Annotated in this window: 11 protein-coding genes (1 of these 11 only partly in view); 10 read left to right on the top strand and 1 reads right to left on the bottom strand. The window is 69.1% G+C overall.

The features are described from left to right. From ACFU5M_RS01225 to ACFU5M_RS01245, 5 genes are all read left to right on the top strand, one after another. On the top strand, window positions 1-2,839 hold the end of the coding sequence (locus ACFU5M_RS01225; protein ID WP_379041914.1) for an SDR family NAD(P)-dependent oxidoreductase. Its footprint begins 18,575 nt before the window's first position; only the last 2,839 of its 21,414 coding nucleotides appear in the window; its start codon lies beyond the left edge, outside the window; its stop codon occupies window positions 2,837-2,839. Next, on the top strand, window positions 2,836-14,823 hold the full coding sequence (locus ACFU5M_RS01230; protein ID WP_379041916.1) for a thioester reductase domain-containing protein: 11,988 nt from the start codon (window positions 2,836-2,838) through the stop codon (window positions 14,821-14,823). Before ACFU5M_RS01225 ends, ACFU5M_RS01230 begins: the two co-directional genes overlap by 4 nt. Continuing rightward, window positions 14,820-16,817: a thioesterase domain-containing protein gene (locus tag ACFU5M_RS01235; protein WP_379041918.1), complete on the top strand. Its 1,998-nt coding sequence runs from the start codon at window positions 14,820-14,822 to the stop codon at window positions 16,815-16,817. The genes ACFU5M_RS01230 and ACFU5M_RS01235 overlap by 4 nt, the downstream gene beginning before the upstream one ends. Window positions 16,818-16,832: 15 nt before the next feature. Then, window positions 16,833-17,249 carry a hypothetical protein gene (locus ACFU5M_RS01240; RefSeq protein WP_040867020.1) on the top strand — a complete coding sequence of 139 codons (417 nt, stop codon included), beginning with the start codon at window positions 16,833-16,835 and terminating at the stop codon, window positions 17,247-17,249. 118 nt (window positions 17,250-17,367) lie between these two features. Continuing rightward, window positions 17,368-18,093, top strand: a complete 726-nt coding sequence (locus ACFU5M_RS01245; RefSeq protein WP_379041920.1) for an NAD-dependent epimerase/dehydratase family protein — start codon at window positions 17,368-17,370, stop codon at window positions 18,091-18,093. Here ACFU5M_RS01245 and ACFU5M_RS01250 read toward each other — a convergent pair. Next, window positions 18,071-18,829 (bottom strand): polyprenol monophosphomannose synthase, encoded by a 759-nt coding sequence (locus tag ACFU5M_RS01250; RefSeq protein ID WP_379041922.1) that lies wholly within the window; start codon window positions 18,827-18,829, stop codon window positions 18,071-18,073. The two genes, ACFU5M_RS01245 and ACFU5M_RS01250, sit on opposite strands and share 23 nt — an antisense overlap. 86 nt (window positions 18,830-18,915) lie before the next feature. On the opposite strand from ACFU5M_RS01250, the gene gmd reads away from it, so the two are divergent. Genes gmd through ACFU5M_RS01275 form a run of 5 tightly spaced genes read left to right on the top strand, consistent with a single transcriptional unit; the run spans window position 18,916 to window position 24,506 of the window. Beyond that, entirely contained in the window at window positions 18,916-19,938 is a 1,023-nt protein-coding gene (gmd, locus tag ACFU5M_RS01255) for a GDP-mannose 4,6-dehydratase (protein ID WP_379041924.1), read from the top strand. After that, on the top strand, window positions 19,935-21,188 hold the full coding sequence (locus ACFU5M_RS01260; protein ID WP_379041926.1) for a class I SAM-dependent methyltransferase: 1,254 nt from the start codon (window positions 19,935-19,937) through the stop codon (window positions 21,186-21,188). Before gmd ends, ACFU5M_RS01260 begins: the two co-directional genes overlap by 4 nt. Before the next feature lies 1 nt (window position 21,189). Next, window positions 21,190-22,137 carry a GDP-mannose 4,6-dehydratase gene (locus ACFU5M_RS01265; protein WP_379041928.1) on the top strand — a complete coding sequence of 316 codons (948 nt, stop codon included), beginning with the start codon at window positions 21,190-21,192 and terminating at the stop codon, window positions 22,135-22,137. 1 nt (window position 22,138) lies between these two features. Continuing rightward, a complete protein-coding gene (locus tag ACFU5M_RS01270) occupies window positions 22,139-23,323 on the top strand; it encodes a class I SAM-dependent methyltransferase (protein ID WP_379041930.1) in 1,185 nt (394 codons plus the stop codon). A 4-nt stretch (window positions 23,324-23,327) separates the two neighbouring features. Then, a complete protein-coding gene (locus tag ACFU5M_RS01275; protein ID WP_379041932.1) occupies window positions 23,328-24,506 on the top strand; it encodes a nucleotide disphospho-sugar-binding domain-containing protein in 1,179 nt (392 codons plus the stop codon). Window positions 24,507-24,548 lie beyond the last annotated feature (42 nt).

The raw sequence follows: 24,548 nt of genomic DNA on the forward strand, positions 1-24,548 counted from the left end.
TGACGTGCGCACGCGGAGCGTCCATGTGGTCGCCGAGCGCGACGCGGTGTGCGCCGATCCCGTGCGATTGCTGGCGATCGTGGGTGCGGAGTGCGCCGCCACCGAGGACGGCTGCCCGCGGGTGCGCTATCGCGGCGGGATCCGCGAAGCCGTCGAACTGGCGGATGCGTCCGCACGCGATGGTCTCGTCGTCGACCCGAACCGCACCTATGTGGTGTCCGGCGGGACGCGCGGCCTCGGCGCGGAATTCGCGGCGGCGCTGGTAGGGCGCGGAGCGCGTCGCTTGGCGATACTCGGCCGGGATTCGCTGCCGCCGGAATCGGAATGGGACCGCGTGGCCGCCGAATCCGGGCCAGTGGCGGACAAGGTGCGGCGGCTGGTCGAGTTGCGTGATCGCGGCGTCGCGGTGCGGACCTATACCGGCAGTCTCACCGAGGCGACGGCGCTGTCCGGCTTCTTCGACCGGGTGCGGCGCGAACTGGGCCCGATCGGCGGCGTGCTGCACTGCGCGGGAAATGTTTCCAACGAGAGTCCGGCGTTCGTGCGCAAGACGGGCCACGCCATCGCGACCGTGCTCGAACCCAAGCTGGCGGGCACGGCAGTCCTCGCCGACGTGCTCGCCGCCGACCGTCCGGACTTCTTCGTGTTGTTCTCGTCGGTGTCGGCGGTACTGCCCGGCTTGGCGGTGGGTCTGTCGGACTACGCGATGGCCAACGCGCATCTGGACCGATTCGCCGAAGCGCAGCACGCGTCGGGACGGGACTATTTCCGCTCGGTCAACTGGCCGTCGTTCCGCGACACCGGGTTCGGTGAAGTCACCAGCGCGGCCTACCGAACCACCGGCCTTCCGGCGCTGACTGCCGCGGAGGGGATCGAACTGCTCGACATGGCGCTGGGACTGTCCACACCAGTTGTGCTCCCGTATCACGGTGCGGCACTGCGTCTTTCGACGCGCACAAACCGACCCGCGCCGGAGACGTCATCCGCACCGGTGGACCGGCCGGCGCCCGCAGACGGGCTCGTGGCAGCGAACGGGTCCGCGGCGGCGTATCAGGAACTGCTCCAGATCTTCTCCGACGAGTTGAAGCTGTCTCCGGCCCGCTTCGAGGGCGACAAACGGTTCGAGGAGTACGGCGCGGATTCGGTGCTGATCGCCTCGGCCGTGCGCCGGATCGAGCAGGTCGTCGATCAGCCCTTCGACCCGGCGCTGGTGCTGGAATTCCCGACGCTGGACGCGCTGGCAGGTCTGTTGACCGAGCAGTACCCGGAACGATTCGCGCCTGCGCCGAATCCGCCTGCTGATCCGCCGCGGACGCCCAGTGATTCGCCACAGACCGAGGAAAACCGGAAGTCCCGCCCCACCACGGCCACTTGGGCCGCCGACGACCGCCGTGGCCGAGCAGCCGAGCCGATCGCCGTGATCGGCATCGGCTGCCGGCTGCCGGGCGGCGACACTCCCGAGGCATTCTGGCGGCTGCTCGCCGCCGGTGCGTCCGGCATCCGCGAGGTGGACCCGGCTCGCTGGGATCCCGCCAGATTCTTCCACCCGACCGGCGGGCCCGGACTGACCAACAGCAAGTGGGGCGGGTTCGTCGACGGGATGGATCTGTTCGACCCGGAGTATTTCGGCGTCACCGACGAACTCGCTTGGCAGATGGACCCGTTGCAGCGGCTGCTGCTCGAAACCTCGGTACTGGCCACGACCGATGCCGGATACCGCCGCGACGAGCTGGCCGGCAAGCGGGTCGGCGTCTACGCGGGCAGCCGGGCGGCGAACTACTTCAACCGGATTCCGGTCCCCGACCGGCACACCGTCATCGGCATCGGGCAGAACTTCATCGCCGCGCGGATCTCCGACTTCTTCGACTGGCACGCGGGCAATGTCGTACTCGACAGCGCGTGCTCGTCGTCGCTGTTGTCGGTGCATCTGGCCTGCCAGGCGCTGCGGACGGGCGAGGTCGACGCCGCGCTGGCAGGCGGTGTGGAGGTGCTGCTCGACGAGATGCCGTTCGTCACCCTGTCGGCGGCGGGTGTGCTCTCGCCGCACGGGCGGTGTGCGACGTTCTCCGAGGACGCCGACGGTTTCGTGCCCGGCGAGGGGGCGGCGCTGCTGTTGCTCAAACGGCTCGACGACGCCCTCGCCGACGGCGATCGGGTCTACGCGGTGTTGCGCGGCTCGGCGATCGGCAACGACGGGCACACCATGGGCATCACCACCCCGAACATGCGCGCGCAGATCGAGGTGGTCACCGCGGCACTGGACGCGGCGGGCATGTCGCCGGACGCGCTGTCCTATCTGGAGGCCCACGGCACCGGCACCATGATCGGCGACCCCATCGAGTTGAAGGGGCTGGCGACCGTGCTGGGCGATCGGTCGCGCGGCCCGGAGCCGTGCGCGGTCGGCAGCGTGAAAACCAATATCGGGCATCTGCTGTCCGCGGCAGGCATCGCCGGAGCGGTCAAGACGATTCTGGCCGTGCACCATGCGGCGCTGCCGCCGTCGCTGCACTGCGACAACCTCAATCCGCGTTTCAAGTTCACCGGTTCGCCGCTGCGGGTCAACCGGGAGCTGCGCCCGTGGCGGCCGACCGACGGCAGGCCACGCGCGGCGGGCGTCAGCTCGTTCGGCTTCGGCGGCACCAACGCCCACCTCGTCATCGAGCAGGCACCCGACGGGCACCGCCCTTCGCGCCGCCCCCTGGATCCACCCGCCTTCCGCAAGAGGAGCTTCATGCTGCCGAAAACGGTCCCCAGCACATCGACGGAGCCCGCGCCGCGGATCGTGGTCCCGACGACGCCGAGCGCTCCGGCATTCCTGCGGGTGGAGCCGCTGGTATGAGCGGGATCGATCTGGACAGCTTCGCCACCACCCTGCGGGCCGAGGACCCGGTGGTGCGTGATCACCGGGTGCACGGGGTTCGCATCCTGCCGGGCGTGGTGTATCTCGACATGATCCTGCGTGCGGCGGCGGCCGCGGGCTACCGGCCCGGCGACCTGACGATCCGGGAGGCGTTGTTCCAGCGCCCGGTCGCCCTCGGTGACGACGGCGCGGTGCGCATCGCGTTCCGGGTCGATCGCCCGACCGGCCGGATCGCCATCGACGTGCAGCGCCTGGACACGGCGGGCGTACCCGTCGGGGAAATCGAACCGGTGGCGGAATGTGTTGTGCTGCGTTCGGATTCGGCTGCCGAGCCGCCCGGAGTCGAGGTGGGACAGTTCCGGGCGTCGTCGCAGGCGCGCGGGATGGCCGAGATGTACGCCCAGAGCGGCAGCCGGGGTATCGAGCACCGCGACTTCATGCGCGCCACCGGGCATTTCGAGCGTCGTGACGACTTGGTCACCGCGACGCTGGGTCTCGGCCCCGAGGCGGCCGCGTATCTGCCCGGGTTCCTGCTGCATCCCACGTTCCTGGATGCCTCCACGATCGTGCCGTTCATCGACCCGCACCGGCTCGGCGTGGACGACGACAGCGCGTTCATCCCGATCTACTTCGGTGACGTCCGCGCCTGGCGGGCCACTCCCGAGGAGGTCTTCGTACGGGCCGCGGTCCGCGGCGGCGGTCACGGCGCAGACCTGCTCGAAGCCGATGTGGTGCTCTACGACCGGGACGGGTCGCCGGTGGTGCGCTATCGACTGACCTCCAAGCGTGTGCGGGGCAGCGCGGACATTCAGCGGTTACTCGGGCATCCGGAGCCGGAATTCCCTCGGCGACCAACCGCCCTCACCCATGCGGCCGTCGGCTCGGCTGACCCACGTGCGGCCATCACCGCCGACCTGGCGGCTCTCGTCGCGGGCGAACTCGGCGCCGATCCCGCCGGTATCGCCACGAATGTCGGATTCTATGAGCTCGGCCTTGATTCCGGTCGCCTGCTGCGGCTGACCGCGGAACTGGAGGCGCGGGTCGGCGAGACGCTCTATCCGACGCTGCTGTTCGAGTACCAGACCATCGAGGCACTCGCCGGACATCTCGCCGACACCGTCGGCGCGAATTACCGGCCCCATGACACCCGAGCGCAGGTCGACACCGGTACTGCCCCTGACGAGCCGACCATGATCACAACAGGATCCGTCACGGGTGGGCGCACAGCCGGACCGACAGCGGAAGCGGTCACAGCCCCGCGACCGTCGGACCCGGGCGCGGCCCCCGCGGTGGCGGACGACCTGATCACCTTCGGATTCGACTGGGAACCCGACACCACCACGCATCCGCGGCGTGAACCGGCCGATCTGCTGGTCTTCGATACCGCCGAGCACCCTTACCAGCACAGCGAGGCCGCCACCGTCGTCCGGGTCCGGCCGGGGAGCGAATTCCTCTCCGGTGTAGATGCTTTCGTTGTCGACCCGGCGAACTCGCAGCACATGGAGTTGCTGGTCACACAGCTGGCAGCCCGGCGGCTGCACTTCGACGCCGCGTTGTATCTGTGGCCCGAAACGGCCACGGACCCGCGGACGTTGATCGAACGGGTGTACCTGCCGCTGCGCGATTTGCTGCGCGCGGCGGCGGTACCGGAGTCACCGGTGCGCCGGGTGCTCGCTTTCACGCCCGCTACCCCGATGGGGGAATCGAGTTGCGCACTCCTGGGCGGATTGGCACGCACGCTGCGGCTCGAGCAGCCGCATCCGCTTCTGCGGGCCGTGCAGCGCGACCCCGCCGGCGCGCTCGGCGACATCGTGGCCGCCGAGCTGGGCATCGATGAACGCGACCCCGACACAGAGATCCGCTACCACGGCGGACGACGCCAGATCCGCCGGGCACGCTTGCTCACCGACGCCACACCGAGTTCCGGCGACGCGGTGCTGCGCGCGGGGTCGGTGGTCGTCATCACCGGAGGATTCGGCGGAATCGGGCAGCAGCTGGCCCGCCGCCTCGCCGCCGACTACGGCGCCCGGCTGGTCCTGGTGTCGCGCCGTCCGCTCGATGCGGCGGCCGCCGGTCTGCTCGCCGAACTCGGCGACCTCGGCGCGGAAGCCGTGCACGTGCGCGCCGACGTGTCGGTGGCCGCCGATGCCGAACGCGTCGCCGCGATAGCCCACGCCACGTTCGGACCGGTCGACGTGCTCTACCACGGTGCGGGACGGTTGCGCGACGGATTGCTGTCGGGCACCGGCCGCGACGACGCGAAATCCGTTCTGGCGCCGAAGGTCTACGGCGTCGGACACTTGACACGGGCGCTGCCGGAGGCCCGCCTGACCGTGTTGTTCTCCTCGGTTTCCGCGGTGCTGGGCAATCCCGGGCAAGCGGATTACGCGGCGGCCAACCGCTATCTGGACGTCTTCGCCGAACAGCGTGACCGTGCCGGAAGCCGCGCGATCAGCATCAACTGGCCGCTGTGGGGCGAGGGCGGCATGCGTCCGCCCGCCGAGCAGATCGCCGCGCTACGACGGGCCGGTGCCGGATTGCTGCCCTCCGCGACCGGACTCGACCTGCTGTTGTCGTGTGCCACGCTCGACCGCGCACAACTCGCGGCGCTATGGGGCGAGCCCGAAGCACTGCGGGCACGACTACAACCGGCAGCCCGACCCACCGCCCCTGTGGCGGAGCCCGTGGCGGTCGATGAGCACCGTGCGCCTGTCGAGGAGCCCATCGCGATCGTCGGCATCAGCGGCCGCTACCCGGACGCGGAGAACATCGAGGATTTCTGGCGAAATCTGCGGGACGGACATGACGCGGTGCGCCCCGTTCCCGCCGAACGCTGGTGGCTCACCGCCGCCGGGGACACTCCGGGCGCGCCACCGATGATCGGCGGGTTCCTCCGTGACGTGGGCGGTTTCGACCCTCGGTTCTTCCGGATCCCGCCCGTGCAGGCGCCGCTGCTGGACCCGCAGGAGCGTTTGTTCCTGCAGCAGGCGTACGCGGCGTTGGAGCATGCCGGCTACCACCACACCGATCCGGCCGTGCGGGAACGCCGCGTCGGGGTATTCGTGGGCGCCACCTGGAGCGACTACCGGCTGCTCGGTGTGGCGGCCGCCCGCGAAGGCGATCCCGTGGCGGTGGCCTCCATCCCGTCGTCCATCGCCAACCGCACCTCCTACACCCTCGGTCTGCGCGGCCCGAGCCTCACCGTGGACACCGCGTGCTCGGCGTCACTGACCGCGCTGCATCTGGCGCGGCGCAGCCTGCTCGACGGCGAATGCGACGCGGCGATCGTGGGCGGGGTGAATCTGCTGCTGCACGAAGACAAATTCCTGCTGCTGCACAGCCTGGGCATGATGTCCGACAGCGGCCGGTGCCGGCCCTTCGCCGCCGCCGCCGACGGCTACGTCCCCGGCGAAGGGGTCGGCGCGCTGTATCTGAAGCCGCTGTCGGCCGCTCGCGCCGACGGCGACACCATCCACGGCCTGATTCTCGGCAGCGCGGTCAACCACGGCGGGCAGACCTCCGGATACAGCGTGCCGCATCCCGGCGCGCAAGCCGAGGTGATCAGCGAGGCCCTGCGCGCGGCCGGGGTCGATCCCGACGCGATCGACTACCTCGAGGCACACGGCACCGGGACACCGCTCGGCGATCCGATCGAAATCGCCGGACTGGCGGCGGCCTTCGGCAGATCCGGCGGCAACGGCCGCTCCCGCGCCATCGGGTCGACGAAGTCGAACATCGGCCATACGGAAGCGGCCGCGGGCGTCGCGGGCCTGACCAGGGTGCTGCTGCAGATGCGCCACGGCCGAATCGCGCCGACGTTGCACGCCGCACAGGTCAACCCGGCCATCGCGTTCAACTCGGTGCCGTTCCACCTGCCACGGGAATTGGAGGAGTGGCCGCGCCGCATCGTCGACGGCGTCGCGGTGGCGCGGCACGCGGGCATCAGTGCGTTCGGCGCGGGCGGCGCCAACGCCCATGTGGTGCTCGCGGAATTCGTGGACGACCGGGTCCCTTCGGCCGGGACGGGCGAGTCCGAGGTCTTCGTGCTGTCGGCGCGCACGCAGGAGCGGCTGCACCGCTACGCCGAGACCATGGCGCGGCACTTGCGCACCCTCGATCCCGCCGACTTCCTCGACGCGTTGCGCACCTTACAGGTGGGCAGGCCCGCTCTGGCGCACCGTCTCGCGGTGGTCGCGTCGTCTCCGGTGGAGGTGGCCGACGCGCTCGACCGGTTCCGCACCGACCAGCTCGGTCCCGTGGTCACCGGAACCGTGGACGCGCAGACCCAGCCGCCGCTGTTCGCCCCGGCGACCGGTGCGGAGGAGCTGGCCCGCCGGTGGGTCGCGGGCGCCGAGGTCGATTGGCGTGGACGTGGCGGGCCGCGGCGTCGAATCCCGTTGCCCGGCTATCCCTTCGAGCGCACCGATTACTGGATCATCGCGCCGCCGCGCTCGGGTTTCGACGCTACGGTGCGGCAGTTCGAGGCGGCGCTGCGGCGTACGGGCATCGTGGAGCCGGGCAAGGCGGAACTCGGCCGCTACGCGGCGATGCTGCTGTTCGCGACCCTCACCGGCATGGGGCTCACTGCGGGGGAGTGGACCGCGGAATCGGTGGACGCGCGCCTGGGTGTGCGGCCGGAATTCGCCCGTCTGCGCACCAGCTGCCTGCATATCCTGCGGCGCCACGGGCTGGTGCGGTGGCAGGACGACCGGCTCGTGGTCCCCGGCCCGCCACCCGGCACCAGCGGGATGCGCGCCGACCTGCTGGCACGTTTCCCGGAAACCGAACCGTACGTGGCATTGCTGGACGCCTGTCTGGCCGCGTATCCGCGCGTACTGCGCGGGGAACTGTCCGCGACGGAGGTGCTGTTCCCCGGAGGCGACCTCGGATTGGTGAGCGCGATATACCGCGGCAACGCCGCCTACGACTTCACCAACGGCCTGCTCGCCGAATTGGTGTCGGCGGTAGCGCAGCGGCCCGGTGATACACGACCGCTGCGGATAGTGGAAGTGGGCGCGGGGACAGGCGGTTCCACGCATGCCGTACTCGAAACGCTCGCCGGGCGCGGGATCGCGTTCGACTATCACTACACCGACGTTTCGCACAGTTTCCTCGCGCACGGACGGCGCACCTTCGGCACGCGCGAGAACCTGCGTTTCGCGGTACTGGACATCGAAGCCGATCCGGTCGTGCAAGGGTTCCCCGAGCACGAAGCCGACCTGGTGCTCTGCGCCAACGTCCTGCACGCCACGCGGTCGATCGAGGACACCCTGCGCAACATCCGGCGGCTATTGGCACCAGGTGGGGTGCTCGCGTTCACCGAGGCGACCACGGACCTCGAGGTGCTCGCGCTGACCTTCGGGCTGCTGGAGGGCTGGCACGCCTACCGCGACCCCGAGGCGCGTATCCCGCACTCTCCGTTGTCGACCGAGCCGCAATGGCGGGCCGCGCTGTCGGCGGCGGGATTCTCCGGAGTCCGCGCGTGGGGGCCCGGCCTGTCCGCGGACGCGGAGCCGAGTTTCCGGCTGCTGGCCGCGGTCAGCGCCAACGCGCCTGCTCGGCTCGCTGTCGCTGAACCCGCCGCCGCGCCTGCTCAGCCCGCTGTCGCCGCACCGGCCACCGCCACGCAGCCCTATCTCGAGGTCACCCCGAACCTCGCCGCCCGTGCGCAGTTCCACCCTGGGGTGGCAGCCGAACCAGCTCCCGCCACGCAATCCCATTTCGCGGCCGAGCCGGCTGCCGCCGCGCGGCATCGTTCAGCGGTCGCCGCTGAGCCGGCCGCCGGTGGGCAGGCCGAATCTTCGGTCACCGCGCCGCGGCTCGCCACGGTGAGCGCATCCTCGCAGCCCGGCAATGCTGCGGAGCTGGAGACCGAACTCGTCGCGATCGTCGCCGACGGGCTCGGTGTGGCGCGTAGCGAGGTGCGTCCTGACTTGCCGCTGTCGGAGTACGGGGTCGATTCCATTCTCGCGGTGAAGATCATCGACCGGGTCAACGCTCGCTACGGCTCGGCACTGCGCCCCACGGTGGTGTTCGACCATCCATCGGTACGGCTGCTCAGCGCTCATCTGGCCGAACAAGGCGCCACGGCGACGAGCACAGCGGCAGCGAATATGCCCGCCCGCGCAGTTCCCGTCTCGACTATGTCGCCCGGCACCCGAACCGTCGCTGCGCAGGCCGCGCGGCCCAGCGAGAGGTCAGCATCGATGGACGTCGCCATCATCGGCATGTCCGGGCAGTTCCCCGGCGCGGCGAATCCCGAGCAGTTCTGGCGCAATCTCGCCGATGGTCGGGACTCGGTGACCGAGGTTCCCGGGTCACGCTGGCCGATCGCCGACTACTTCCGGCCGGGCCCGGCGACATCGGGCAAAACCTATTCCAAGTGGGGCGGGTTCCTCGACGGTGTCGAGGAGTTCGATCCGGCGTTCTTCGACCTGGTGCCCGCCGAAGCCGACTACATGGACCCGCAGCAACGGTTGTTCCTGGAGCACAGCTGGCGCGCGCTCGAAGACGCCGCTATCGATCCGAAGTCGTTGCGGCGTGTGCGGTGCGGCGTATTCGCCGGGTCGCCGGGGTCGGATTACGCCAACCTGCTGCGCAACCGTGCAACAACCGGTTCCCACCACATGTTCACCGGCAACAGCCCAGCCATTCTGCCCGCCCGGGTGGCCTATCACCTGGATCTCACCGGTCCGTGCCTGGGGCTGGACACTGCCTGTTCCTCGGCGCTGGTCGCGGTGCATCAGGCCTGCCGCAGCCTCGCCTCGGGGGAGTCGGAGCTCGCGCTCGCCGGAGGCGTCGCGGTGTTCGTGACGCCCGAATACCACCTGCTCGCCTCCTCGATGGGCATGCTTTCCCCGCGTGGCCGCTGCGCGAGCTTCGATGCCGACGCCGACGGTTTCGTGATCGCCGAGGGCGTCGGCGTGGTGGTGCTCAAGCCGCTGGCCGCCGCCCAACGCGACGGCGACCCCATCCACGGAGTGATCCGCGGGATCGGCGTCAACCACGACGGCCGCACCAATGGCATCACCGCGCCGAGCGTGCGGTCGCAGACCGAGCTGGAACTGGCGGTGTATCGCGACAACGGGATCGATCCATCCACCATCGGCTATGTCGAAACACACGGCACCGGAACGCGTTTGGGTGATCCGATCGAGATCGAGGCGCTCACCGCCGCCTTCCGGCGCTATACCGGCGCGGTCGGTGCCATTCCGGTGGGTTCGGTGAAGTCGAACATCGGCCACGCCTCGCACGCCGCGGGCATGGCGAGCCTGTTCAAAGTGCTGCTGGCCATGCGCGCCGGACAGCTGCCTGCCTCGCTGCACGTCGCTTCGGAGAACCCGCTGCTCGGATTGGACGAGTCGCCGTTCTTCGTCAATACCGAGCTGCGCGCGTGGAACGACACACCACGGCGAGCCGCGATCAGCTCCTTCGGCTTCAGCGGCACCAACGCGCACTTGGTGGTCGACGGCGCACCGGAGCCGACTACAGCCCGCCGCGATGTGCCGGGCGGCCCGCAGCCGGTGGTGCTCTCGGCCCGCAGCGCGACGAGTTTGACCCGGATGGCACGGTCGCTGCGCAGGCACCTGGCCGCGCATCCGGAGCTGGTGCCGGCGGATATCGCGCGCACGCTGGCGTCCGGGCGCGGCGAATTCGAGCATCGGCTCGCCGTGGTCGGTGATTCGGTGGACGCGATCGCGGCTCGGCTGGCCGCTTTCGCCGAGGGCGACCGTCCGGCCGGAGTCTTCACCGCAACGATCGACGCCCCGTCCACGGACCGGGCCGGCGCCATCGTGCTGGACGACCCGGTAGCGGCGGCGCGGCAGTGGGTCGAGGGTGGGCATGTCACATACGCGGGCTGGATCGACCCGACCGCGCGCCGTATTCATCTGCCCGGTTACGAGTTCGACCGGCAAAGGTGCTGGGTACCGGACGCGAGTCGAGACGCCGAAGGACGCTCGGCCGTGGCCGAAGTGGCGGATGTGCCGCAGGGCGACAGCTCCCGCCAACAGACTGGCGACCACCGGGCGCCTGGTTTCGCAGCGCATGACGCCGAACCTGTGTCGGCGGGCTCCGCAGCACCGCGGCAGGCCGCCGAAACCTACCTCAAAGGTCTGCTCGCCGAGTATTGCCGACTCGACCCGCAACGGATCCGCACCCGCATTCCGTTGCAGGACTACGGCATCGACTCGGTGCTGATCAGCAAGATGAACGACCGGCTGGAAACCGATTTCGGCCCACTGCCCAGCACGCTGTTCTTCGAGTACCAGACCGTCCGCGACCTCGCGGGTTATCTCGCCGATGAGCACGCGCCGCGCTTGGGTGCCGTCACCGCCGAGCCGACCCCCGTTCCGCCGGTTTCCGTCGGTGCACCCGGCGAGTCCCACACGATCGCGCCCGATCACACTGCCGGCGAATCCGCCGAGCCGGTCCCCGGCGACGTGCACGACTCCGGTGACATCGCCGTCATCGGCATGGCGGGCAAGTTCCCGATGGCGGGGGATGTCGAGGAGTTCTGGGCCAACCTGGTCGCCGGCCGCGACTGCATCGTCGAGGTCCCGCCGCAGCGCTGGGATCACCGCGAATACTTGTCCGAGGACCCTGACGAACCTGGTACCACCTACGCCCGCTGGGGCGGGTTCCTCGACGACGTGGACAAATTCGACGCCCGTTTCTTCGGCATCACCCCCAAAGACGCCGAGGAGATGGACCCGCAGCAACGGTTGTTCCTCGAAACCTCCTGGGCGGCCCTGGAAGACGCGGGTTACTCGCCGGATCGGGTGCGCCGCAGCGCCGCGGCCCGCGGCCTGCCCGATGCCGGAGTCTTCGCCGGAGTGGGATACGCCGAATACCAGGCATTCGTCGGTGTGCCGATCTCGGGCTACTTCGCGGTGGCGAACCGGGTCTCGTACCACTTCGGTTTCAGCGGCCCCAGTCTCGCGGTCGACACGGCGTGCTCGGCATCGCTGACCGCACTGCATCTGGCATGTGAGAGCCTGCGCCGCGGCGAAGCGGCCTATGCCCTGGCCGGTGGGGTGAACGTGTCGATCCATCCCGGCAAGTACCTGCTGCTCGGTTACGGCCGCTGGGCTTCCACCGACGGCCGCTGCCGGTCGTTCGGCGCGGGCGGAGACGGCTACGTGCCGGGCGAGGGTGTGGTCACTCTTGTGCTCAAACCCCTGCGGCACGCGCGCGCCGACGGTGACCGCGTCTACGGCGTGATCCGCGGCAGCACGCTCAACCACGGCGGGCGCACCAACGGGTTCACCGTCCCCAACCCCGCCGCTCAAACCGACCTCATCGGCCGGGCACTGACCGCGGCGCGCGTCGACGCGGGCGACATCGGCTATGTGGAAGCCCACGGCACCGGCACCGCACTGGGTGATCCCATCGAGATCGCGGCACTGACGAAGGCCTACCGCCGCTCGACGGCCGAGCGCGGCTATTGCGGCATCGGCTCGGCGAAATCCAGCGTGGGGCATCTGGAAGCGGCGGCGGGCGCGGCGGGGGTGGTGAAGGCCCTGCTGCAACTGTGCCACGACACCATCGCGCCGAATTTGCACAGCGACCCGCCGAACCCGGGAATCGACTTCGCGGGGTCACCGTTCCACGTCATCGACCGCCCCACGCCCTGGTCGCGGCCCACCGACGGCAAGCCGCGCATCACCGCCGTCAGCTCGTTCGGTGCGGGGGGTTCGAACGCCCACCTGATCCTCACCGACGCCGAGCCCGTCGCGCCGACCACCGAAGATGGGCAACCGAGGATCGTGGTGTTGTCCGCGCGCGACGCCGACCGGCTCGCGGAGCTGGCCGCCCGCACCGCCGACCGGTTACGCGATCATTCGCTTTGTCTGCCCGATGTGGCGTGGACGCTGGCCGTCGGCCGGGCCACGTTCGAGCATCGCCTCGCGGTGGTGGCCACCTCCACGGCCGAACTCGTGGAATTGCTCGACAGCACAGCCGATTCGAGCGCCCCCGCCCCGGCCGAAGGTTTGCTGGTGTTCCGCGGTGTGGCACGCACGCACCGCGACCTGGACGAGTTGCCCGGCGAATCGGACGCCGAGCGTGCCGAGGTGGCCGCACTGCTGCGCTCGGGCAATCTGCCGCGGGTCGCCGAGCTGTGGGCCGGCGGATGGTCGGTGGACTGGGAACAAGGCTTCGAGCGGCCGTTCGGCCGGATCGTGAGCCTGCCCGGTTATCCGTTCGCGCGGCGCAGGTATTGGATCGTGCCCGAGGACTATCAGCGGCGCACCCACCCGGCCGCGCACCTGGTCGCGAAAACGATGGTCGCAAGGGAGATCGAGCCGCCCTCGGCAGAGCGCCGCAACGGACACGCCACGAACGGAGCGGCGCACCGAGACATACCGGCGCCCACCGAACCGGTCGAGACACCCACGGTCGCCCTGGAATCGGCCGCCACCGAGCCGGCCGGCGACGAATTCGACAGCGCGTTACACGATCGGCTCGTCGAGCACATCCGCGACATCTTCGCCGATCTGACCAAGACCGATCCGGCCGATCTCGACCTCGACGCGGACTTCACCGACTTCGGGTTCGACTCGGTGGCCACCGTCCGGATGCTCAACCGGCTGATGAAGCACTACGACGTCAAGATCCCGGCGGAATCGACCGAGCTGTATCCGACCATCGCGTCCTTGTCGCACTACTTGGTGGCCGAGGGCATCATCAGCGGCGCGGCACAGGACGCCCCGCGTCCCACCTCCGTCACCACGGCCACCGCGACCCAGCCGGACATCCCCGCGGTGACCATGGACGCCCCTATTCCGGTGCGGTCGGTCTTCATCACCGGCGTGACCGGTGTGCTCGGCGGCAAGCTGCTGCACGATCTGCTCACGCGCACCGACGTGCGGGTGACCTGCCTGGTGCGCGGCAAGACCGTGGCCGCGGCCGAGCAGCGGATCAAGCACTTCCTGGGCACCTACGATCCGGACGCGACCCTCGAGCAGGCCTTCGCCGAACGCGTCACCACCGTGCTCGGCGACGTCGCCTGCGAACGGCTCGGCCTCGACGAGGACACCTGGCGAAAGCTCGCCGACGAGGTGGATCTGACCATCCACGCCGCGGGCCGCACCACCTTGGTCACCTTCTACGACGCGCTGGCCCCGATCAACGTCGAAGGCACCCGTCGCGCGGTGGAATTCGCGCTGCGCTCACGGGGCAGATACCTGGTGTACGTGTCGAGCTTCAGCGCGCTGGGCGATCGGCTCAACTTCAACAACCCGCCGTTCACCGAGCGCGATCTCGAACTGGGTCAGGGCTACGACCATCTGCCCTATCAGCAGACGAAATACGAGTCCGAGAAGCTGATCCGCGCGGCGAGCGAGCACGGGTTGCTGTGGGACATCGTGCGCCCCGGCAACATCATGGGCGACAGCCGCACCGGCCGGTACCCGTTCTCCGAGGTCAGCGTCAAAGGCGCGTACTACGACATCCTCAAGACGATGATCGAGACCGGCGAGACGATGCTGACGCCGGTGCACTGGGACATCACCCCGGTCGACTACGTCAGCGCCGCGATCGTGCACATCGCCCTGCGCCGCCCCACCTACCGCGAGACCTATCACCTGACCAACCCCGATATCCGGCGCTACTACGACGTGGTCCGCTGTGTCCAGCGCGCCGGGTACGAGGTGGATCTGGTGCCGCTGGAGGAATTCCACCGCAGGGCCACCGACCGGCAGATCTACCGGCTGGGCACCGACGAGGTCTACGACAGCCAGACCCTGGAGATGTTCAAGTACGGCATCGAGCTGTTCGGCACGATCCACTACGAGGAGAGCTCCTACGCCGACTGCGCCTACACCCGGCGGGTGCTCGGCGCCGCGGGCATCGACTGTCCGCCCACCGAGGACCTGGTGCGGGTGTATCTGGCGCATTGCGCCGAGGTGGGATACATCCCCGCACCGCGCGGCGCGGAGCCCGCCGCGGAGGTGCTGCGTTGAGCGCCGAGTGCACGATCGTCTTCCCCGGGCAGGGCGCCCAGCGCACCGGGATGGGTGCGGACTTCTGCGCCGAATACCCCCTCGCACGCGCGACTTTCGCCGAGGCGAGCGCCGCGGTGGGCGAGGATCTGCTGCGAATCTGTGCCGAGCGTGATCCGCGGTTGCATCGCACGGAGTACACCCAGCCGTGTGTGTTGACCATGGAGATCGCCGCGTATCGGGTGCTGGTGACCGAATTCGGTGTGCTGCCCGTGGCTTTCGGCGGGCACAGTCTCGGCGAGTATGCCGCGCTGGTGGCGGCGGGCGTCTTCGAACTCGCCGACGGGGTACGGCTGGTCCGGGCACGCGGCGCGCTGATGCAGCGCGCGGTGCCGGAGGGGGCAGGCGCGATGGCGGCGCTGATCCTGCCGGGTATCGCCGGCTGCGGGGTGGCGGAGCTGGTGGCCGAGGCGGGCGTGGAGGTGGCCAACGACAATTCGACCGATCAGCTCGTCATCAGCGGTGCGCGCGACGCGATCGCGGCAGCGCGCGTCGTCTTGGCCGGACGTCTACCGGAGTTGCGGTTCGTCCCACTGCGGGTGAGCGCACCGTTCCACTCGCGGTGGATGCGCGGCATCGAGGACGAATTCGCCGGACATCTGGCCGACTGCGCACCGCGGATGCGTACCGAGCGCGCGGTCGCGGTGACCTCGAACTACACCGGGGAGTTCCACCGGCCCGAAACCCTCGCCGAGCACCTGGTGCGCCAGATCTCGGCGCCGGTGCGCTGGACGGCGAACATGCGCGTGTTACTGCGCTCGGGCGCCCCCTGCTACGAGGTCGGTCCGTCGGCGCCACTATCGAAGTTCTTCGCGACCCTGGATGTCCCGGTAACCCGGATCGCGACGGTGGGCGATCTACGTGCCCTGTACGGCGGAGCACATCCGACAGCAGCTGTTGCCGAGGATTTTCCGAGTTCCAGGGCACTAGCGACTGCCTTCGGACCGGAGAGCGCGGCGGTCGGCAGCACTCCGCACTCGAAGACACCGTCGTCCACCTTCGATCTGGAACGCGTTGTGGTCGAGAGCATTCCGCGCTCGGCCGCACCGTCGCCCGCCTTCGAACCGGAAAGCGCTGCGGTCGACGACAGCACGCTGCACTCGAAGACACCATCGCCGGCCATCGAACCGGCGCGCCCTGCGGTCGAGAGCGTTCCGGCTTCGGAGAAACTCGCGGCCGCCCCCAGATCGGCGCGCCGCACCGAGACAGGTGGACTGATCATCCACCGCAAGACGGCGGGCACCCCTGGCCTGCGGTTGTTCTGCTGGCCGTTCGCCGGCGGTAAAGCCGCCGCCTACACGCCGTGGCGGCGCGAGCTGCCCGATTGGGTGGAGCTGTGTGTGGTGGAACTGCCCGCCCGGCAGCGGCATCTGGCGCAGACACCCATCCGCCGCTTCACCGACCTCGTCGACGCCGCGCTGACGAGGGTCCTGCCGCTGACCGATCTCCCGTTCGCCTTCTTCGGCCACAGCCTCGGCGCGCTGGCCGCCTACGAGGTGGCGCGCCGCCTTCCCGATCCGATCGCGCCGCAAGCGCTGTTCCTCGGCGGCGCGGTGGCCCCGCACCTGCCCAGGCCGGGGCGCTTGTCGGAGCTGCCGGATCACGAGTTCGTCGCCGCGGTCGGCCACTACGGCGGAATCCCGCCGGAGGTGCGCGAGACCCCGGAGGTGATGGCACTGTTCCTGCCCGCCTTGCGCAGCGACTTCGAGATCTTCGACGACTACCGCTTCACTCCCGCGGCCGCTCCGTCGTGCCCGGCCCACCTGTTCGGCGGCCGGGACGATCGCCAGGTGGCGGTCACCCAGTTGGAGGCCTGGCGCGACGTCCTGCCCGGACTGCGCTCCACCGAGCTGCTGCCCGGCGGCCACTTCTTCCTCACCGAGCAGCGGGCAGCGCTGCTCGGCTCGCTCGCGGACAAGCTCGCCGCTGTCCGCCCCGACGCGGTATCCGCCTGATGAAGGGATGCAGTAATGAAGGTCGAAGTCCTCACCCCGTCGTGCAACCTCGACACCGTTCGCGACGGGCGCGGCGGCATTTTCACCTGGGTCCCGCCCGAACCCCTGCTGGAGTTCAACCTGATCTACATGCACCCCGGCAAAGTGCGCGGCCTGCACTACCACCCGCACTTCGTCGAGTACCTGCTGTTCGTCGAGGGCAACGGCGTGCTGGTGACCAAGGACGACCACGAGGATCCGGACTGCCCGGAGGAGTTCATCCACGTATCGAAGGGCATCTGCACGCGCACGCCGATCGGGGTCATGCACACCGTGTACTCGATCACCCCACTGACGTTCATCGCCATGCTGACCAAGCCGTGGGACGAGTGCGATCCACCGATCGTGCAGGTGGCGCCGTTGCCGCACACCTTGGAAGGCAACGGCGCATGAGCGGTGCGATCAGACGACCGGGATACGTCCGCCGCCGGCGGTCCGAGCGCCGAAGCGGGCACGGCGTGCGGCCGCGGAGGCCCGTAGCGGCCGGCTCACATGCCGGAAAGGACTGCGCGTGAGCCGATTACGTGTAGCCGTGGTCGGCGCAGCCGGGTATGTGGGCGCCGCGCTGGTCGAAGCGCTCGAGAGCAGCGGACGGTGGGAGGTGGCGGCGGTCGGGCGTGCCGATCACGAACGTCACCGCACGGCGGGTCGCTACGACGTGCTGATCAATACCGCCTGCCCGTCGAAGAGGTACTGGGCCGAGCATCATCCGGACGCCGACCGCCAGGAGACGGTGGACAAGACGCGCCTGCTGCGCGAGCGGTGGCTCTGGGACCGATTCGTGCAGATCAGCAGTATTTCCGCGCGTACCCAACTGGACACGGCCTACGGCCGCCATCGCGCGGAAGCCGAGCAATTGTGTTCCGGGCCGGACACTCTCGTCGTGCGGCTCGGCCCGATGTACGGCGGCGACTACCGCAAGGGTGTGCTGGCGGACATGGCCGCCGACCGTCCGGTGTTCGCCAGCGGCCGCTCGCGGCAGAGCTTCGCCCCGGTGCACTGGTGCGCCGGCTGGATCGCCGCCCACCTCGAGGACACCGGCCTGCGTGAGGTCGGCGCACGCACCACCGTGACGCTGGCCGAGGTGCGTGACGCGGTGGGATCACGATCGGAGTTCGCCAAAGATCATGTCGACGACCAGTTCCCGGTCACCGCCACCGGCCCGGACTGGCCGGAGGCGGCGGCGGTGATCGACTGGCTGGCCGGGCGGAGGGTCAGCGGTGCACAGGCGGATTGAGGCTGTGCCTGCTGGGGCGCAAATATTTCTCAGCGCACAGCACCAGCAGGAAACGCACGCTGGTGGCGACGTCGCGGGTGCGCATCTTGGACGCGCCCGCGGTGCGGTTGAGGACGTGGATCGGCACCTGCTCGATCCGGAAGCCATTGGCGGCGAGAATGTAGAGACTTTCGAAGAAGAAGGAGTATCCGGTCGAACGAACCCGATCGAAAGCCGTCACCGGAACGGAGTCCAGCCGGTAGTATCGGAACGCGCCGGTGGCATCGTAGGGCATCCGCAGCAGTGTCACGGTGAGGAAATGCCCGACCCGGGTGAGGATCTTGCGGAAGGGAGTCCAGTCGGCAAGGCTGTCCTCTTTCAGATATCGCGATCCGACCACGACATCGAAACCGGCCGCAGCGGCACGCAGTGCCGGAAGATACGACGGCGGATGCGCGAAATCGGAATCCATCGTGATGATGTGCCGATATCCCTGCGCGTAGGCCCAGCGGATTCCGGCCTGATGCGCGGAGCCGACGCCTTGGCGCCCTGCCCTGTGCAGCACGTGGATGCGGGGTGCGTACTGTCGCGCCAGGTCATCGAGCAGATCTCCGGTACCGTCCGGGGAGTTGTCGTCGACGAACAGGACATCGAAATCGGTGCCTTGTTCCAGGATCTGAGCGAGCAACGGGCCCACGTTGCGACGCTCGTTGTACGTCGGAATCATTACCAGAGTTTTATCGGAGGCCGCGCTCATGCAATCGAATTCTAATACCGGCGGCGACCGAAAGATAGGTATTGCCCGCTTTTTGGCCACCGGTTAGTCTCGGGGTTGGAGGTTTGATGAGAAAGGCGCTGATAACCGGTATCACCGGCCAGGACGGGTCTTATCTGACAGAATTCCTGTTGCAGCAAGGATATGAGGTGCACGGGATTATCCGGCGTGCGTCGAATTTCAATACAGACCGCATAGATCACCTGTATCCCGATACGCATTCCCAACGCCGGCTGTTCCTGCACTACGGGGATCTGATGGATTCCAGCAGTCTCAACCGGATTCTGGAGGACGTGCGCCCGGCGGAGATCTACAATTTGGGCGCGCAGTCGCACGTGCACATCTCGTTCCAGATCCCGGAGTTCACCGCCGAGACCAACGCGATCGGCACGCTGCGCATCCTGGACGCCATCCGCAAAACCGGCATCGCGACCCGGTTCTACCAGGCTTCGTCCTCGGAGCTGTACGGCGGACTGCACGACGTGGCGCTCAGCGAGGACACACCGTTCCATCCGCGTTCGCCGTATGCCGTGGCGAAGCTGTACGCGTACTGGATCACGGTGAACCACCGCGAGGCCTACGGGATGTACACGGTCAACGGCACCCTGTTCAATCACGAATCACCCCGGCGTGGCGAGGTTTTCGTTACGCGCAAGGTGACCCGCGGAGCGGTGCGCATCGCGCAGGGCAAACAGGACAAGCTGTTCATCGGCAATCTGGACGCCCGCCGGGACTGGGGATACGCCAAGGAGTACGTCGAGGCGATGTGGCTGATGCTGCAACAGCCCGAACCCGACGACTACGTGATCGCGACCGGCGAGACGCACAGCGTGCGCGAGTTGTGCGAGACCGCCTTCTCCGCCACGGGAGTCGAATTAATCTGGGAAGGAACCGGTTTGGCGGAGCGAGGGATCGACCGGCGCACCTCGCGGGTGCTGGTCGAGGTGGATCCGACCTATTTCCGGCCCGCCGAGGTTCATCATCTCACCGGTGACCCGAGCAAGGCGCGCGAGAAGCTCGGGTGGTCGCCCCGGACGAGTTTCACCGAACTGGTCGAGTTGATGGTCGCCCACGATATGGAGAACGTGTGACGCAAACAGTGGCGGTGCAGGGTTGCCGGGTGTGCGGGAACACCCGGCTCGAGACGGTGGTCGACCTCGGCACGATGGCGCTGACCGGGGTGTTCCCGGCCTCCGACCCGACCGACGTGCCGCGCTACCCCTTGGAGTTGGTGCGCTGTGTGCCCGCGGGCGGCGAGGAGTGCGGGCTGGTACAGCTGCGCCACACGGCCGATTTCGACGAAATGTATTCCCCCGGTTACGGATACCGTTCCGGTCTGAATAGATCGATGATCGACCATCTGGCCCACCGGGTGGCGCGGATCCGGCAGCGGGCGCGGTTGTCGCCGGATGATGTGGTGATCGACATCGGCAGCAACGACGCGACGCTGCTGCGCGCCTACCCCGAAGAGTCGGCGACGATCGTGGGCATCGACCCGCTGGGGGAGAAATTCCGCCGGTTCTATCCGCCGCACGTGCGGCTGGTGACCGGGTACTTCACCCGCGAACTGGTCGAATCGGCGCTGGAGGGGCGACGAGCCAAGGTGATCACCTCGATCGCCATGTTCTACGACGTCCCCGAGCCGCTGGAATTCATGCGCGCGGTGTACGACAGCCTCACCGACGACGGCATCTGGGTGCTGGAACAGAGTTATCTACCCGCGATGCTGGCGACGACCTCCTACGACACCATCTGTCACGAGCATCTGGAGTACTACACCCTCGACCAGATCGAATGGATGGCGCGGCGCTGCGGTTTCGTGGTGCTCGAGGTGGAACGCAATGCCGTCAACGGCGGCAGCTTCGCGCTCACCTTGGGCAAGCAGGGTGCCCCGTCACCTGCCGATGCCGCCGAGCTGGATCGCATGCGCCAGGAGGAGTCCGCGCTCGGACTGCACACCGCGCAGCCGTACGTGGACTTCGCCAAGCGGGTCGACCAGCATCGCGACCAGGTCCGGGACTTCTTCGACCGCTCCCGCAAGGCCGGTCTGCGCACGCTCGGTTACGGGGCCTCCACCAAAGGCAACGTGGTGCTGCAGCATTGCGGGATCGGTCCGGAGGACCTGGAGTGCATCGCGGAGGTCAACGACGACAAGTTCGGCAAGTTCACTCCGGGAAGCGCGATCCCGATCGTGTCGGAGGATCGGGCGCGCGCCATGGCGCCCGACCAGTTCTTCGTGCTGCCCTGGCATTTCCGCACCATGATGCTGGAGCGGGAGAGCGCCTTCCGCGCGGCGGGTGGGCGGCTGGTGTTCCCGCTGCCCGACCTGGACGTGGTGTGAGATGACCATCGTCGTCACGGGTGCGGCGGGGCAGGACGGCAGACTGCTGTCGGACCTGCTCGCCGCACGCGGTGAGCGAGTGCTGCGGATCGGCCGCGACGGCCCGGTCGACATCACCGACGCGGGCGCCGTGCAGCGGCTGGTCGCGTCCGAGCGCCCCACGCAGGTGTATCTGCTGGCGGCGGTGCAGCACTCCTCGCAGGACGACCACGGCGACCCACACGAGCTGGCCCGCGCCTCCCACCGGGTGAACACGCTGCCGGTGCAGTATTTCGCGGAGGCGATCGATCGTCACCGCACCGGCACCCGCCTGTTCTACGCAGCCTCCTCGCATGTCTTCGGCTCCGACGGCGCCGCGGTGTGCGACGAGGACAGCGGGCTGCGACCGGACTCGATCTACGGAGTCACCAAGGCGGCGGGCTTGCTGACCTGCCGCGCCTACCGCGCCCGCGGCGTCTTCGCGGCCGCGGGCATCATGTTCAACCACGAATCACCCTTGCGAGCCGAGAAGTTCGTCACCCGCAAGATCGTGCGCGCCGTCGCGCGGATCCAGCGCGGCGAGACCGGCGTGCTGGAGGTGGGCAGGTTGGACGCCGGCGCGGACTGGGGATACGCGCCGGACTACGTCGAGGCGATGACGCGGATCCTGGCCCTCGATGAGCCCGACGACTTCGTCGTCGGCACCGGCGAACACCATACGGTCGCGCAGTTCTGCGCGGCAGCGTTCGGCATGGCCGGACTGGACTGGAAAGACCATGTCCGCGAACGCTCCTCGATGCTCACCCGCAGCAGGCAGCCGCTGGTGGGCGACGCGACGAGGCTGCGCGAGCGGACCGGGTGGCGACCTTCGGTGGACTTCCACGGCATGGTGCGGGCCATGCTCGTGGCCGAAGGCGTGCACCCGGTGCAGGAATCGGAGCCGGTGCGCACCGGCGGAACGGATGGATGACGTGACCCTGAACGACGAGAATGTCCTTGCCGCCCAGTTGATCTCCGTCGCCGATGGCGTCTACGAGGAGACCGCCGCACGGATCGGTGAGATCGGCACCGAGACCGTCGCCGACGCGGTGCTGAAAGAGATCGCCTGGCGCGCGAGCCACGGCTCCCAGCCGGGACAACCGGTCACCGCCGTGTTCGAGCTGGCCCACGAGGGTAAACAGCTGGACTATCTGATCACCTTCGGCGCCGACGAGCCCGCGATCGCGCCGGGCACCCTGGAGGATCCGTGGCTGCTGGTGCGGCAGGATCTGGTGGAGCTGCTGCGCGCGGTCTACGGCCCGCCCGACGCCGCCCTCGGCACTCGCGCCATCGCGATCAAGGACGAGCCGGGGCCGGGCAGTTTCGCACCGGACGACCCGTGGCGGCTGGCCCGCGACGCCGCCGCGGTCGCCGCCGACCGCATCGTCACCGCGTGCCGCGCGCAGCACTACGACCTCAACGCGCTGTCGCTGCACTTCGGTTCGGACAAGTGGGGCGGGCACTGGTACACCGAGCATTACGAGCGGCACTTCGCACCGCTGCGCGACAGTCGGGTGCGCATCCTCGAACTGGGCATCGGCGGATACACCGCGCCGGATGTCGGCGGCGCGTCACTGCGAATGTGGAAGCAGTACTTCCGCCGCGGACTGGTGTTCGGACTGGACTACTTCGACAAGTCCGGCATCGCCGAGCCGCGCCTGCAACCGCTGCGCGGCGATCAGGGCGATCCGGCGTTCCTGGAGGAGCTCGGCAGCTCGCTGGGCCCGTTCGACATCATCATCGACGACGGCAGCCATATCAGCGGTGACGTGATCGCCTCGTTCCGGGCACTGTTCGCGCACCTGCGGCCCGGCGGGCTGTACGTGGTGGAGGACACCCAGACCTCCTACTGGTCGGGCTGGGGCGGCAGCAGCACCGCCACCGACGATCCGGCCACCACCGTCGGTTACCTGAAAACCCTGGTGGACGCCTTGCACCACCAGGAATTCGAGAAGGAATCCGGCCGCGCGGCAGGCGCTTTCGACGAATGGATCGGGGCGCTGCACTTCTACCACAACATCGTGGTCATCGAAAAACGCCGCAACGCCGAGCAATCGGCTCCATCATGGGTGCCTCGGCACACCAATCCGATGGAGTGGATGAAGCCGAAGGAGTGATCGGATGAAGTTTCTTGTCGTGCCGGTGCCCTCGTCGGGCCACCTGCTGGCGATGATGCCGTTCTGCTGGGCGCTGCGGCTGGCCGGCCACGAAGTGCTGGTCGCCTCGCGGAACGACGTGACGGCCACCGCCCTGCGCTCGGGACTCGACGCCGTCGAGCTGACCGCGCTGAACGTGCCCATGGACCAGTTGCGCACCCAGGTGAATCCGGGCATGTTCCCGCTTCCGCTGTTCGCCGACCGCGACCACTCCAGCGGGCAGGGCCTGTGGCAGGTCGCCGCACAGAACTGGCACAACCACGCCCGCCAGTATCTCGACACCTTCGCCACGGTCGCGGCCGACTGGCAGGCGGACGTGATCCTCACCGACCCGCTGGCCACCATCGGCCGAGCCCTCGGCGCGCGGCTCGACCTCCCGGTCCTGGTTCACCGCTGGGGCATCGACCCCACCGGCGGGCCCTTCGCCGAACGCACCGCCGCACTCGCCGAGGAGGCGGGCACCCGGCTGGCCGATCCGGTCGCCGTGCTCGACATCTGCCCGCCGCGGCTACAAGCGCCCGACGCCGCGCCGGGCACCCCGCTGGGCTACGTCCCGTTCAACGGCACCGGCGCGCTGCCGCCGTGGCACCGCAACGAGCACGGCCGCAAGCGCATCGCGGTGTGCATGGGCGGCAGCACGCTCGGCCTGACCGGTCCGCGGCCGCTGGAATCGGTCCTCGCGGCGCTGAGCGACCTCGATGATGCCGAGGTCGTCGTCGCGCTGTCGGCGCCCGACCGGGTCAGCGTCGGCGCACTGCCCGACCACGTCCGGGTGGTGGAAGAGGTCCCGCTCACCCTGTTCCTCCCGAGCTGCGATCTGCTCGTGCACCACGGCGGCTCGACCACCGGCCTCACCGCGGGCTGGTTCGGATTGCCGCAGCTGGTGCTGCCGCAGATGTTTGACCAGTTCGACTACGCCCGCGGCCTGGTGCGCACCGGGGCCGGGCTGGCCGCGGAGTCCCCTGCGGGCCAAGGCGACATCGAAGCACTCACCACCTCGATCCGCACGCTGCTGCACGAACCCGATTTCCGCGCCTCCGCCGAACAGATCGGCGCCGACCTGCGCGCCGCGCCCAGCCCGGGCGAGGTGGTGTCCCAGGTGGTTCCGCTGCTGGCCGAGCGCGCCGCAGCAGCGACCAGATAGACCATCCGCGCGGCCCGGACCGGGCGGCGCGGGAACCGAAAG

It is taken from the genome of Nocardia sp. NPDC057455 (assembly GCF_042802775.1).
Taxonomy (GTDB): Bacteria; Actinomycetota; Actinomycetes; order Mycobacteriales; family Mycobacteriaceae; genus Nocardia.